Annotated in this window: 7 protein-coding genes; 2 read left to right on the forward strand and 5 right to left on the reverse strand. The window is 43.8% G+C overall.

Going from position 1 to position 14497, the window contains the following annotated elements:
- Positions 1-9 precede the first annotated feature (9 nt).
- Positions 10-915, reverse strand: a complete 906-nt coding sequence (locus B5G27_RS13395; protein ID WP_087179370.1) for a hypothetical protein — start codon at positions 913-915, stop codon at positions 10-12.
- Between the two features lie 215 nt (positions 916-1130).
- Between B5G27_RS13395 and B5G27_RS13400 the strand changes: the two genes are divergently transcribed.
- Positions 1131-1505, forward strand: a complete 375-nt coding sequence (locus B5G27_RS13400; RefSeq protein WP_087179371.1) for a type II toxin-antitoxin system PemK/MazF family toxin — start codon at positions 1131-1133, stop codon at positions 1503-1505.
- Between the two features lie 286 nt (positions 1506-1791).
- Complete coding sequence (locus B5G27_RS13405; RefSeq protein ID WP_087179372.1) at positions 1792-2496, forward strand: hypothetical protein; 705 nt, start codon at positions 1792-1794, stop codon at positions 2494-2496.
- A 69-nt stretch (positions 2497-2565) separates the two neighbouring features.
- Here B5G27_RS13405 and B5G27_RS13410 read toward each other — a convergent pair whose 3' ends face one another.
- The 4 genes from B5G27_RS13410 to B5G27_RS13425 are packed head-to-tail and all read right to left on the reverse strand — an operon-like array spanning position 2566 to position 14487.
- Positions 2566-5952, reverse strand: a complete 3387-nt coding sequence (locus B5G27_RS13410) for a DUF499 domain-containing protein (RefSeq protein WP_087179373.1) — start codon at positions 5950-5952, stop codon at positions 2566-2568.
- 2 nt (positions 5953-5954) lie between these two features.
- A complete protein-coding gene (locus B5G27_RS13415; protein ID WP_162611254.1) occupies positions 5955-8174 on the reverse strand; it encodes a DUF1156 domain-containing protein in 2220 nt (739 codons plus the stop codon).
- Positions 8175-8194: 20 nt separating this feature from the next.
- The gene (locus B5G27_RS13420; protein WP_087179375.1) at positions 8195-10972 is read right to left on the reverse strand and encodes a DUF1156 domain-containing protein; all 2778 of its coding nucleotides are present in this window, start codon (positions 10970-10972) and stop codon (positions 8195-8197) included.
- Positions 10973-10983: 11 nt separating this feature from the next.
- The gene (locus B5G27_RS13425) at positions 10984-14487 is read right to left on the reverse strand and encodes a helicase-related protein (RefSeq protein WP_087179376.1); all 3504 of its coding nucleotides are present in this window, start codon (positions 14485-14487) and stop codon (positions 10984-10986) included.
- Positions 14488-14497: the final 10 nt, after the last annotated feature.

The raw sequence follows: 14497 nt of genomic DNA on the forward strand, positions 1-14497 counted from the left end.
TGATTACTCCTATATCTGTAAGTGTTCTACATGCTCAATATTCACGATCTTCTCTGCTCTTTGATTGAATACTGTTTGGGCATTCAAAATCTGATTTGTTCCCTGTCCTCCAGCTTCTCTTTGTTTACAATATTCATCGTCCCGATCCTCTTCCGCCTTATTATCTGAATCCGTATATTCTGTGCTTTCCGGTGTTCCAGATTCATCTACAGAGTTGGTCACAACCTTCTTAAACGATATTTCCTTATCCAAAGCGTAGCGCTCTCCAACAGTACCTACATATTTGTAAGGAGCTTGGCTTGTTTTATGGTGCAGCCATTGGCCAACAGTTTCGGCACCCAAAGTGTTTTCCGATCCACGTTTCGTTATGATAAAGTGCCATACAGACAGCAGAAACGGCCTTGCACCAATGTTAGAAAGCTTTAAAAGCCCCTTTTTATCTATTACTCTGCCACCGGCCTGTACCACAAATTCGGCATCATCTTCTATCGTTCTGTCCAGATCAATAACCTCAAGCAGTGCTCTGACCAGCTTCTTTCCAAGATCACCATCATCAATAAAAGCATCGATAAAGCTATCCATTTCCTCCAGCGCAAGAGCGTAATTGCCTCTGACCTTTTTATCATACGCATCGACTAAATACTGAGTCTCAAACCGCAGCCAGTCCGTGCTGTTTTTTTCACACAACTTATATTGATTCTTATGAGCAGTGAAGGTACTGTCCGAAAAATGCTCATTAAAACCATAAAATGTTCTTACTAATCCCTTCAGGCAGGTAACATCGTTAATCGCTTTTTCTTTTGCTTTGTACCCATCCAGTTCATTGAGACGGATACGCCTGTCTTTCTTTAATGCCTGCAAAAGCAGGATGTAAAAGGTGCCTCCACAGAGGAAGGGAATGTTCATTTCACCCATTCTTTATCCCCTTTCAAAAAGAATAAACCTAATAAACCTTATAAAGCCATTTTGCCCTGTTTAGGTATATTGACCCCAAACTTTATAAACCCGAAACTCCTATCAGCAAAGGATAAAGAACCTTTTTATCCTGCGCCACCTTCGAAGGAAGGTCCTCGACGGGGGGACAGTCACAGAGTAAATGAGAGTCCATCAGCGACAAGGAGATTTCAAATATGAAAAAAGATATTAAACGTAATTCTATCGTGTTCGTAAAGAACCCTTTTCCCGGCTCAGCCGGAAGTCACATCATGCAGGGCGACCATTATGCTGTCGTTTGTCAGAACAATATGGGAAACCGTTATTCCGACAGCGTGATCATCTGCTACATCACATCCAAGGTGAAACGCCTGGACATCAGAACCAATGTGCCAATCCAGTGGTATGCCGGTCTTGACTACAAGCCTGCAATGATCAAGTGCGGACAGATCATGACAATCGACCGCGATGACATCATTGAAGTTGTAGACACCTTACGACCAGAGGACGAAATCCGTTTCAATTTGGGTCTCAAAGTATCCCTTGACCTGAAGGACAATATCTTCTCTTAATCACAGGAGGCATTGACTATGTACAAAATCCGCCCACCCAACACACTGGATCAATGATCCAACCATAACAATACAGCACTTTAAAAATTGAATCTGATTGCTTTGATCTAAGCGCGCATAAGCAGGAGGATGCACATACCGTTTCGGCCAGATCCGCAGGATCCGTCTGAAACGTTGTGCCTTGCCTCTTTGTTTGTGTGCCTTTTTTCAGGCCAACGGCAAGGACAGTCTCAGCAGTGTGCATCCTCCGATTTCAGGCAATCGCCGTGAAAAAGGAGATTTTATTATGAATAAGTACACTTCTGAGAAAACCAGCGACAAAAAATATTATGTACTCTTTGAAACCGATGAGGAAGGCATTCGCCAGTACAAAGCCGCCTCCGAACAGGAGCGCATCGGCACTTCTCTCTCCAAGATGCGTGTCGAAGGCGAAATGGTTCCGGCTATCAAACTGGAAGTCGATAAAGCCACCTATGACACCTTCAAGAGGGATCAGTGGATGGAAGAATACCGCTACAAACAGGAAAACCGCTGCATCATCGGAGGAACAGGCGGTAAGTCCAGATTCTGCCCCGGCAGGATCCCAAATCCTGAATACAAGGCAGGCGGCACCGCTCCCAAAACCATTATGAACGACTGCGCTAAGTGTCCGTATTACAGATCCTTCAAATCAGCAAAGGGCAAGGTTTTCTTCTCTACCCTCATCGTCACCGATGACCATGGAAATGAGGCCCCCTTTGATCCCGCATCACCGTATCCACTCAATCAGGCGGACAAGTACATGGAACTTTTGTATGGCCTGATCCGCTTTATCAAGGCACAACATCCGAAATACAGTAAATACACGGAATTGGTGGAACTTCTTGGGCATGAGCACACCCTCAAGGAAGCTTCCGTCATTCTCGGCAAACCGTACCGGACACTTTACGGCTGGATCCTTACTCTTCGCCCGATCTTTGACGAATATATGGACACTGTGAGTCACAACTAAGTTTATGGGACCCATCTGCGAAATCATCCGCAGATGGATCCATTCTTGTTTACAAATAGCAAAAGTGTATCAATCATCAAACCCAAAATCTGTGATTTTTAATGTCCGGCAATTCTCTGATACTGTCCTGACAGTGGAAGCAGGAATCCCTTTTGGAGCATGGACATTTACCTCTAAAGTCAGTTCAACATTGCTACCATCTACCGCCATAAGATGCTGGATTATTTCCTGGACATAATTATTCATATCCCGGTTCACCCGCGTTGTATCCAGTTTTGCACTCATATAAAATCTGGTATTCTTTGGAAAATCTGAGGTATTCCCTCCGCCAGTATAGTTTCCTGATCCTGTCTGTCCACCTCCGCCAGACACACTGCCATTTTCCCCATGACCAATTCCTTCTTGATCACTTGTTTGTGCAGTTCCGCCAGTATGCGACTCTTCTTGTTTTTCCGCTGCAATCTGTTTCAATGCAACATTAATTTTCACCAACAGATCCGACGGATTTACTGAAAATACAGTCTTATTATATTTCAAATCCACATACCGGTTTTTATTATAAGCACCGGCTAAAGCAAAATATTCATCTGATGCAACCCCGCGAAGAATTGTATCTTCCAGAACAGAATAATTGGCCAATCGAGGCAGATAACAATATGTACTCAAATATTCCCACAGTTTTTTTATCTGGATATCATCACTGTCTTTCCACAGCAGATCATCCAGGGACATCTGCAAAAGAGCCGGCGCCCAGTTTGTGATCACCTGCTCGTTCTGTATCATCTTCTTAGCAGCTTTGGCTACAATATTTTCATCTCCACCGCCAATATTACTGATCTCCCACTGAATAGTCTTCAAATCTTCGTTTGGATCAATAAACGGAACCAACAGCCAACAGTAGGTTTCTTTTATACGAAGCGCTACGGTCTGATTACTGCGGTTCAGATTATTGTCTGTCTCTCTGATCTGATTTCCGTCCAGATTTAGCTCGTCTTTTTCGGACATGATAGACTTCCATGCAATAAAACGTCTTACTTCTGTCTCCAAAGAATTTAGATTATCATAGTCCGGTGCTACAAACGCAATCATATTTCGATAAATCCGCGGAGATGAACCGCGATGATTCAAAATCTCATTCACCGTCTCCATCGCTTTGCAGGACTTCGCAGTTCTTTTATAAGTATCGACTGTTCTTAAGAGGATAAGTCTCACTGCCTGATCATCCGGCACATCCAGTGAAGAGGCCGGGCACGGATGAATTCCCGCAAAAGGTTGTTCCTTACGAAGCTTTTTCAGCCGGGATTCAATTTCCATACTTACGGACTCTTGACTCACCTGAGAAGCACGATCTTCTGCCGTCTTTCTCAAAGTAGGTCTTGTATCATACCAGTACCGACTTCCATTTACATTATTATAAAGGTATGAAAGAGAACCGTGAAGAGTATTCAATGCATCATTAAAATCGGATATATTTTCTCCGGGCTGTACCACACCCAGGCGGATTCTCGCAGCTTCCAAACCTCTTACTGCCTGATCTCGAACTGTAGGAGCACTTCCCAACATGATTGTCCGGGCAACACGCCTTGCGGCCAATTTCTGACCATAGCGGACATTCGCCCTATCCTTCTGATAAGGAATCGAATCCTTACCATCCACTTCACGATCGATGATACTGTTCCATGTATCCGGCAAATGTCTCACCAATTCGTCTCTCACATTTGGCATATCCAGTGGAATGGACCCCGGCATGATCATTGCACCCGCATCATTTGCCATCCACAATTCATGAATCACTGCTGCCATCAGACGCAGAACACCTCTTGTTCTCTGGAAACGCTCCAAAGTTGCCCAGTCTTCATAGAGCCGGTCAAAGACTTCCGGATGGATTGGATAGCAAGCAACCATTCTGTCCCGGTAACTCACTTCCTTCACCTCAATCGGAAAATCCGTACTATTCTCCTGATACATGCTGCTGAATGCATTGCAGACTTCATCTCTGGCCTCTTCATTCTTGCAGTCCAGGAACAATCTTCTTCGCACAACCTCAAATCCCTCATTGGCCGCCACCGGCTTCCAGATGGATTCCATTCGACCAAACGTATGCTCAATCGTTTCCAACGCAGTCTTCCCTGCTTCACCGCCGATCTCAATCTCTGATTCCGGAATAGATGCTACTACAATACTGTTTTCACTCGCACGTGCCGCCTCTGTGATTTCCTGAATAAATGTGATAAAATTATCATAGGAACCGGCCGGAAGACCTTCCACGCCATAAATTTTCTTAGCATAAGCAACCAACTCATCCATAAGAATCAGACAGGGACCGCATTCATTCAACAGAATCTTCAGATTTTCTGATCCCGGAGAGACACCCTTTCTGTCTGCATCTGCTACAATCGCATAAAGATCCGGTCTTCCTGCGGATGTAACAAGCTGGTAAGCCATTTCGCCCCATATAGTGCTTACTGTATACTTGGGAAGATTAGCCGGATTCCTCTTTTTCGTCGGATCAAGAGCAGTTCCTACCAGAACCGCTACATTTGCTCTCGGAAATTCATCCAGACCAACCCTTTCCAGTACATGCTTCAGATTTGGTACTCTTGCAATGCTGATTCCGCCTCTAGCAATATGATAAAGAGCCAGCATACTATGCGTCTTTCCACCACCAAACGCAGTTTTCAGCTGAATGACAGGTTCGCCGCCTTTTCCAGAGATTCTCTGTAAAGATTCCGTCAAAAGTCCTGCCATCCCTTCTGTAACATATGTACGGGCAAAAAACTCGACCGGATCCCTGTACTCATACGCTCCTTCTCCCCGGGATACCTGGGCAAGGTCTGCAGCAAATTCCGCAGCCCTGTATCTTCCTTCTGCCACATCCGGATGAGGCTGCATGACCTCCCGCCAACTTGGAAGATTATGGCCGACATTTCGTTTTAATACACCGATGCTAGTTTTTATTTTCTTATCGGGAACGGCAGCTTCCATATCCTTCACAGTTGTAGATCCATCCGCCGATCCATAGCGCACTGTGCGGTAAAGAGCCCTGATTTTTTCAGTACACTCCGTATCGCCAAAGCCCTCACTCAGAAGTGCCATCGTATCCAGGGCTCTTTCCGCATACCTGCTGTCCAGATCCTGCTGTCCGATGTGAGCCGTGTTATTCCGAATACCCATCAACTCCTTGGACCATGTACGATAATCGATTGACAGCTTTGCCCGGAAAACATTCCACTTCCAGTCAATTAACCTTAGACAGGTCGCAATGTCCATCGAATCCACCAAATCCGCATAATCCCCGCTGTCAGGAAGGTCACGGCCTTTTTCCCCCAGTGTAGTCAATACTTCCTGCCACCATTCATTATGGTATTCTCGGTTTAGTTCCTGCCCGATATATCCGGCAAGAATCGGATGTAAGATACGAAATCCCTTTTGAACAAGTTCGTAATTCTCCTGCATGTCTAACCCTCCCTGATTTCCTCATTTGTTAACTCTGGTAAATGCGCTCTTTTGTAGTCTGCTGTTTCCTGCTCAATTAACTGCAATGCATCATGAACATGCATCTTTCCTCCATCAGCATTCAGGACATATTCATATCTTGTGAAAACAGACAGACCCAGCCCCATGGCCAAAATCCATTTATCCTCATCTGCCACACCATGAGCATAATCTCTATCTAATAGTTCCGGCAACTCCCTGCGCAAATTATTAGTCCACATCCGCCGCGTGGTTTTCTGCGCCTCGGCCTTCCTTTTTCGAAATACCACTAGCACTCTTACAGACTCAAATCTGTCATTCGCCTTTTCTGTTCGAATTGGCCATACTCTTGTAATCTGAAATCCTGCATCTATGATGCTCTGCAGCAATATTTCCCATGCAGATTTTTCCGTATTTCCATTATTCTTAATCATCGCCTCATCACTTTTACTGTATTCATAAAATGCCATGGACGGATAATCATCTGATGCATATGCGGCAAAATTCAGAAAGAATTTGCGAACTCCATCAAAATATGCGGTACGCCCCCTCCTGGCATCTCCGCCATAATGTTCTGGAATCGAAGACAGTTCTTCCTTCGATGTCACAATCTTCTCAAATAGTTTTGGATATACATCAAGCAGACACTTACGGAGCCAGATATAAAAATAGTCAGACAAATCTGCATATCCCACATTATCCAGATATGGAAGCTCGGTAAAAAGAATACTGTTGGGGGAATAATCCCGTCTTATTCCATCAGCCTGCGTAACTAATACATTCCCACCGCAAGACAGATTACGAATTGATTCCACAACATTTTTAAGACAGCTTTCGTAATTTCCTGTTGCATCTGAAAACGGATTTCCTTCTGCAAAGGTCCACGTCATAGGAATTGCCTGCCTTGTAAATGAAGCCCGTATATTGCCTTTACGATTATCCCAGGTGCAGATCGTAGAATGGTAATTCGTCATCCTCCCCAACACAAGAGCCAAATAAACACTGACGGCCTGTCCATATGCCAATGCACCCTTTCCTCCGTCTTCTAAGCCGATCTGATCATCATCCATACCTGCTTTTCTGGCATCGGAAACAACTACATCTCGGTATTTTTGTATCAGATTACTCAGTTCACAAAGCATCTTTAACTGCCGTGAAGTATAGAGATCCTTATATTCCAACATTCCAAAGGCAGGAGTACTGAACCATCTGGTATTGTCCGGCAGCTTTCCCACAGGAAGTTCATCCGGCGCATCCACGTCTGCCGCACGGATTTGCCGATCTGACGGAGCATAAAAATCTCTTCCATCTTCCCCAGATACAGCTACTGCCATAAGCAGATTTCGAACATTTCCTTTTACTCCCTGCTCCTTTACATAGGCCTCTGTTACCTTTTCCCCACAGAAAGGGCATACAAATTTCGCGCCTATGACTCCGATTTTATTTGTCATCTTTTCCTTTGGGCAAATCCCCCGATGAATCCGGAATGTGGTCTTGCCTTCCGCCAGAATTGGTTCTGCCCAGTATTCCTTCCCCTTTTTCTGGGATAAAACAAACCCGCTTCCAAGAGGCATTCTGGCCTTACAGGCCGGATTTGCACATTCTGTAGTTCTAACCCAAATCCAGGAGAAAACTTCTTTTCCATTTTCTTCTGGATAAAGGAACTTTAATATCTCTCTGGCTTCTTCGCCAATCTTTTTTCCATAATGAGACACATCTCCAGCAAGCCCCCTACTCCCTGAAGAAAACTCCTTTTGACTTCCGGGATGAACCGCAGATATATTTGCAAAACGAATCGGGATCTCCGCTACTGCTTTCGTCAAAAGCGTAGCCAAGGAATTTAAATCACTGGCATCCACCGGTACACCTATGTTTTTCCCGGCAATAACCAAGCCGCCAAATCCTGAAAATGGATCAGCTGTCACCAAAGATCCTTCATCCAAATATTTGCTTTTTACATATTCCCTCGCTGACCGTACTGCTCCAGAATGATTATTTGCAATTTCTGTAATCAGCTCGCTTGCCTCCGCGTCATCCTCATCAACCAAAGCAGAGAAAAGTACGGCTGTTGATGAGTCAATGGGACTACGGTTCCACCACAGATGCAGATTACCCGGATGTCCTTTTCGTGCCTTGTCACGTATGGCTGAAGCTGACAATTCCTTCAAGGGGATCCAATTCTCTATTAACTTTTTCTTCGGCAAACCGCAATCTCCTTCCATATTTATTCTTTGGTATCATAGTCAAACAATGTCATCTGTTTTGGCTCTACTGCCTTCAACGCCGCTGCTCTGGATTGAATATCTGGCCAAGCTACAACTAAGGAATTGTATGCATAGGCTTCGTCTGCCCAATTCTTCTGTTCCGCAATTGTATATAGGCGGTATGCCAGGTCTTTTGCCTGTTCAGCATTGGAGCCGAACATATTTGCTACAATCTGTGCGCAGGCTTCTACCCCACCCTTGGTCATTGCTTGTGTAAGCTGCTGCGTAAGCATCCATACACATTTTTCATCGCAATCTACTCTCTCCGGCAATTCTGAACGCTCAAGCAGATGCACTATGCCTGCCTTTGCATAAAGCATACCCCGTGAAGACATCATCGGAATGGATGTACTCTTGGCTGTAGCCAAGATTTCAGCATCGCCATATTTAATATCATTAAAAGCATTCTGTGTATAAAGATCCACACAGAAACGACTGGAGGAATCCATTTCACCCACCTGCTCATTGAAATAAAGATCTATTTCTTCATTAATCACCTGTAACGCACTTCTAACAGTCATTGGCGAGCCATCCGCTTCAAGTACCTGTCTATATCGAGAGAACACTGCCATGCCTGGTCCAATCGATGATTGGGCCAAATCCACAGGGGCAATATTACTATCTCGCAATTGCTTTAAAGCGGGCCTTAGTTCTTTTCTCAAAATATTCACAAGATTCCTTCTGGTAATCTGTGGAGCACTTTTATCTCTTTTTCTACAAACTAAAACAATTGATGAAGCTAAGGCATTTGCTCCTAAACTTACATTTCTAGCGGCCCTCTCCGTTCTTATAGGCCATGTACCTGTAATTGAAAATCCAGCCCTGATAATAGCTGATAGCATAGTTTCCCATCCTGTTGAAGCAACTTCGCTATTTTCGTCAATACTACTCTGTTTATACGCATAGTAAATTGTTACAGGTATGTCTTCCCTTGCATACAAATTGAGTTGTCTACATGTTTCAAACATCCCAGATTCAAAAAATTCTTTTGCTACATCGTTATCTCCATCAAAATGATACGGTGTTGCAACCAACTCCTCTTTCTTGGGTACTAAAATAGTCCTAAATATATCAGGAAAAACTGTTCTTAAGCTATATCTCATCCAAACATAGAAAAAATCAGACAAATCCGCATAACTGATATTGTCATAATATGGTGGATCCGTTGATATCATAATATTTCTCAAACCACAATCCATTTGTGCATCAAACTGTTTTACATATGACTTCTTTTCTATTGAGACGTCAAGTGATGCAACAAGAGCTTTGACATACCCAGAAAGTATAACATTATATGACCCAGAACTACCACTAAAAGGATTTGCTTCAGCAAAATCCCACGCCATTGGTATAGCTTGCCTTCCAAAAAATGATAACGGACATTGGGCTAGAGGTTTCCACATTGTTAGATTTGAATGCAAGCATGCCATCTTATCAAGCAAAAATGCCAAATGTACAGCTATTACCTGGCTATAAGCAAAAGCTCCAACTCCGCCATTTTCGATAGATATGTGATCATCATTCATTCCAGCGGTAATAGCATCTCTCTCGACTTCTTTTCGGATAGTATCTATAAGTTTTGCCATAATAGAAAGTGTATTTAACTGTCTGTTTGTAAAAAGATCGGAATAATCATACAATCCATATAGTTGGGTCCTTATATCTCGAGGATTATACGCAATTTCACCGACCGGATATTCAATTGGCTTATTGACTTTTGCAGCATCTATTTGTTCCCTATCCGGCGTTAAATAGACTCTTTTCCCCTTACCCTCAGCAACTGTAGCCATCATTCTTTCATACATGCGCCCACTAGATGCCTCATTTCTAATATATGTCATATCTATAGGATTACCGCAACACAGGCATATTGCACCTTTTCTAGACATGGTTCCTTTCTGATCTGATTTTCCCGGTTTTACAATGAAAGAGAGTTTTTTATCAATATACTTTACCTCAACATGATGAAGATTTCCTTTTTTCGTTGATATATCAAAAGATTTTGCCAAAGGAACTTCACATCCACAAGCTGGATTCGGACATTTAACTGTCCTCGTCCAAATCCAAGAAATAACGTTTGCACAACCTCCTCCTAATTCTTTTGATAATTTAACTTTCGGATAATTTGAACCCACGATTCTTTTAGCTTCCTCATTAATTCTTTCTCCATAATATTGCACGTCTTCCGCATGACCTGTAATCCCCTCCCATTGTGTTTGAAATAATTTTCTTGATCTCGGGTTAACTGGAGAACTATTTGGAAACAATGCTGGAAATTCAATCATCACTTTATTAATCATTACTGCAATAGGATTCAAATCATGTGCATGTGTTTCAAGCCCCAATCTTTGAGCTTCAAACGGAATTGCTCCACCGCCGCAAAAAGGATCCAATAAAGCAGGAGGATTATTATTTGTTGATTTTATAATCTCTTTTTTTGCCTGTTTCAGAATAAATTCATCATTGGAGTTCTCCCATTCTACTAGAGATTCTAAAACTTTAAATAGCCGATTTCTCTCTCTGTTTTGGTCTTCCTCTGTAGGAAAAAGATCCGGATGCGATGATGGGTCATCAACTAGCGAAGCCCAAATTACTGCCCGCGCAGTGGTAAACGGACGTCTTGCCCAATACTGATGTAGATTACTTGGATGCGCATGACGAATTTGTTTTTCTTTCTCAGCTTCTAAATTAATTTTTTCCAGAGGCAGCGCCACCTCAATCAGTTTTTTCGTTGCCATAACTTTCTCCTTTATTTCTGATACAAAATCTCCGCATTCTGGATCAATTCCTGTATATCATAATTCACACTGGTTGCGGTAAAATCCGGAGCATTCTTGAAGGGATGTCTCAAGTAAATCGTATGGCTGTTTTGCCCATCCACTTCCACGATTGCCAGAATAAATTCCTCTGGTTTATTCAGTGCCGTCAAAATTTCATTTTTACTGACAGTTACAGTGGTCGCACCTTTCTTCCGCCCCTTTACTTCTATGAAGCGAAGCGCATATTCTTCCATTCTCCGCCTCATGCTTTCCGGAATGAAGGACTCCACATCATATCCGCACTTTGCCGCGCTGACATCTTTCGGTCGGTAACCCAGGCTTCTTTCGATCTCGATGACCGCATTCATCGCAGCGTACTCAATCGACTGTCGGTCTCCCTGACTGAATGTGTTCACATTTTCAGTTCCAATCAGTTGATGAAGCAATCCCTTCGGAATAATTAATGCTCCGCCGGTAATCACCGGAGGCATCGGGGAAATTCTCCGTTCTTTTTCAATCTCCGCCAGTCTTACCTGCATCCGGGCTTCCAGTGTTTCTGCCCTACGGGCAGCAAGCTTTGAATTTAACTTGGCATTTGTTTTGCCAGCAGCTTCTTTCTGCTGTAAATCCGCCGCACGGTAATCCCAATACTGTATCTCCGCCGTCATTCTGTCCTTCACAGCTTTGGCTATTTTATCCAGCATGACTTCTTTTCGCTTTTTCACCTCGGAGAAATGTTCCGGTATCAGATGTTCGATTGCATAACCTTTTGCCAGATTCTCCACACCCGTACACAGCCAGGCCTGTGACTGCATCCATTTGCGGATTGCTTTTGTCTCCGATTCCTCTGCGGCACGATAATCCAGATATGGCGCATACCCAGCATTGGAAGCAGTTCCATCTTCTTTGATCTCAACAAAATGAATATGTTTGGAAATCGTCCTGCGGTTTTCGTTCTTCAACAGTATTCCATCTTGTACTGCATCTTCAATATAAAACAGGAGACGTGCGTCCTGACTATAATCATTTTCATCAATAAAAATGGCTCCTCGTTTCATCGTATCCACGTTGCGCTCTCGAATCAGATCGATGGTCGCTTCCAGAAGCGGATGCCCGGGACAGATCATCTCGGCTTGTGGTTTGCCTTGTATGTTACGAAATTCTTTATCAAAACATATCCTCTCGTAGCGATTCAGAACATGTTCTCCAAATCCTATCTGCATATCACGATTCCGGACTGCATAAGGAACGGAAGTAATCTCATACCTTCCTTTTTCTCTTCTTCGGATCTTCCCGCCAACACTCTGAAATGCTTCTATGAAAAATGCTTCGATAAAATGAGGCTGAAGCTTATGAGCCTCAATCCGCTCCATATCCTCTTTAATCGCATGGACAACTCCGATATCCATCACATCATCCGTCAATGCCCGTTCATTGAGTAACTTTTTAAGTTCTTTCGAGTTCATGGAATAATCTACGACCTCATTCAGCCGGTTCCTAACCTTCGGATCGTTTCCATAGCGCACTGCTTCGATCAATAATTCTCGTAAGGATTTATTTTCAAAGGTAACCTTCCCCAGAATATCAAATACTTTTCCTCCCAAAGCCTGTCTCTCTTCTTCCAGTTTAGCAAATAGCCGTTGGAAAACAAAGCCTTCTCTGGTTTCCTGCGCAACCAGATTCCATAAATGGCAGACTTCTGTCTGTCCGATACGATGAATACGGCCAAAACGCTGTTCCAGACGATTCGGATTCCAGGGCAAATCGTAATTGATCATCAGGTGCGCCCTTTGAAGGTTAATCCCTTCACCGGCCGCATCCGTAGCAATCAGGATCCGAACGCCAACATCTTGCTTAAACAACTCTTCTACTTTTCTTCTCTCATCACGGATCATACCGCCATGAATGGTGACTACGGATTCATCGCTTCCCAAGAGTGAACGGATTTTCTCTGCCAGATATTTCAGTGTATCTTTATGTTCTGTAAAAATGATCAGCTTCTCTCTGTTTCCATTTTCTCCGAACATGGCTTCATTGTCCTGAAGAAGATGTGACAGTTCATCCCATTTCCGGTCTACACCGCTCACACGTACCCGATTTGCCATCTGCTCCAGTCGCTTCAATGTACGGATTTCTGCCTCCAGCTCTGCGATTGTAGCTGCCGCAGATGCATGATCTACCACAGCCTCTTCCATCTTTTCCGTTTCTTCTGCAGATAAATCATCGTCATCCATCTCATCAAAATCAATACTGTATTCCGCCGCTCTCTTGCCCAGACGCTCTTCTGCCAGTCTATGCTCCAGCCGCTCTCTTCTTCTGCGGAGCGACTGATAGATGGCTTCAGGGGATGATGCCAATCTTCTCTGAAGAATGGTAAGCGCAAATCCTACCGTTGTTTTTCGCTCATTATTCAGCTTATCCGCCCGGTTAAATTCTTCCTGAACATATTCCGTAACCGCTGCATAAAGCTTTGATTCCTCAGGGGACAGATCATAATTGACCGTATAAGCGATGCGTTCCGGAAACAAGGGTGTCCCATCAAATTTCAATAGTTCTTCCTTCACCAGACGACGCATCACATCACTGACATCGATCGCCTGCTGCGAATTGCCATGCGTTCCCTCAAATCGATCCGGATCCACCAGGGACAGAAACAGATGGAAGTCCTCTTCTTTGCCATTATGAGGGGTTGCCGTTAGAAGGAGAAAATTTCTCGTAATATTTGACAAAAGCCTTCCCAGTAGAAATCTTTTTGTGTATTTGACTTCTCCTCCCCACACCGTTGCTGACATTTTGTGAGCCTCATCACACACAATGAGATCCCATTCCGTAACCTTTAGCTTTTCCTGTATCCTTTCGTTTCTTGCAAGTTTATCCAGTCTGCAAATACAGAAATCCACTTCCGAAAAAATATTCCCGCTGGCTACAGACTCGATTCTATCATTTGTAAGGATTTCAAAGCGCAAATGGAATTTTGAAAACAATTCATCCTGCCACTGTTCCGCCAGACTCCCCGGCGATACGATCAGGCATCTTTTCAGATCGCCTCTGACAATCAGTTCCTTTATAAACAGGCCAGTCATAATGGTCTTTCCTGCGCCCGGATCATCAGCAAGGACATACCTAAGGGGAAGTTTCGGCAACATTTCCTGATAGACCGCAGAAATCTGATGCGGAAGCGGCTCCACCGACGATGTATGTACAGCCAGATAAGGATCAAACAAATGTGCCAGGCTGATTCTGTAAGCCTCTGATACAAGACGCAACTGCTCTCCGTCAGCATCAAAACTCCAGGGAAGATGATTGTCCTGAACACTGATCTCTGCTTCATCATCCCTGTAAAGTAACCGTACATCCGGAACTCCCCGACTGTTCTTATATGTAATTTCTATAACGTTAGAACCATACCATTGTACTGCGACAATATTAACTGGCTCATCCCCGTTGATGCCCAATACACTGCAGCCAACTGTAAGGTCTTCTAGTCTGGCCATATTCTTCCTC

Source organism: Lachnoclostridium sp. An76 (genome assembly GCF_002161355.1).
GTDB lineage: Bacteria > Bacillota > Clostridia > Lachnospirales > Lachnospiraceae > Mediterraneibacter > Mediterraneibacter caccavium.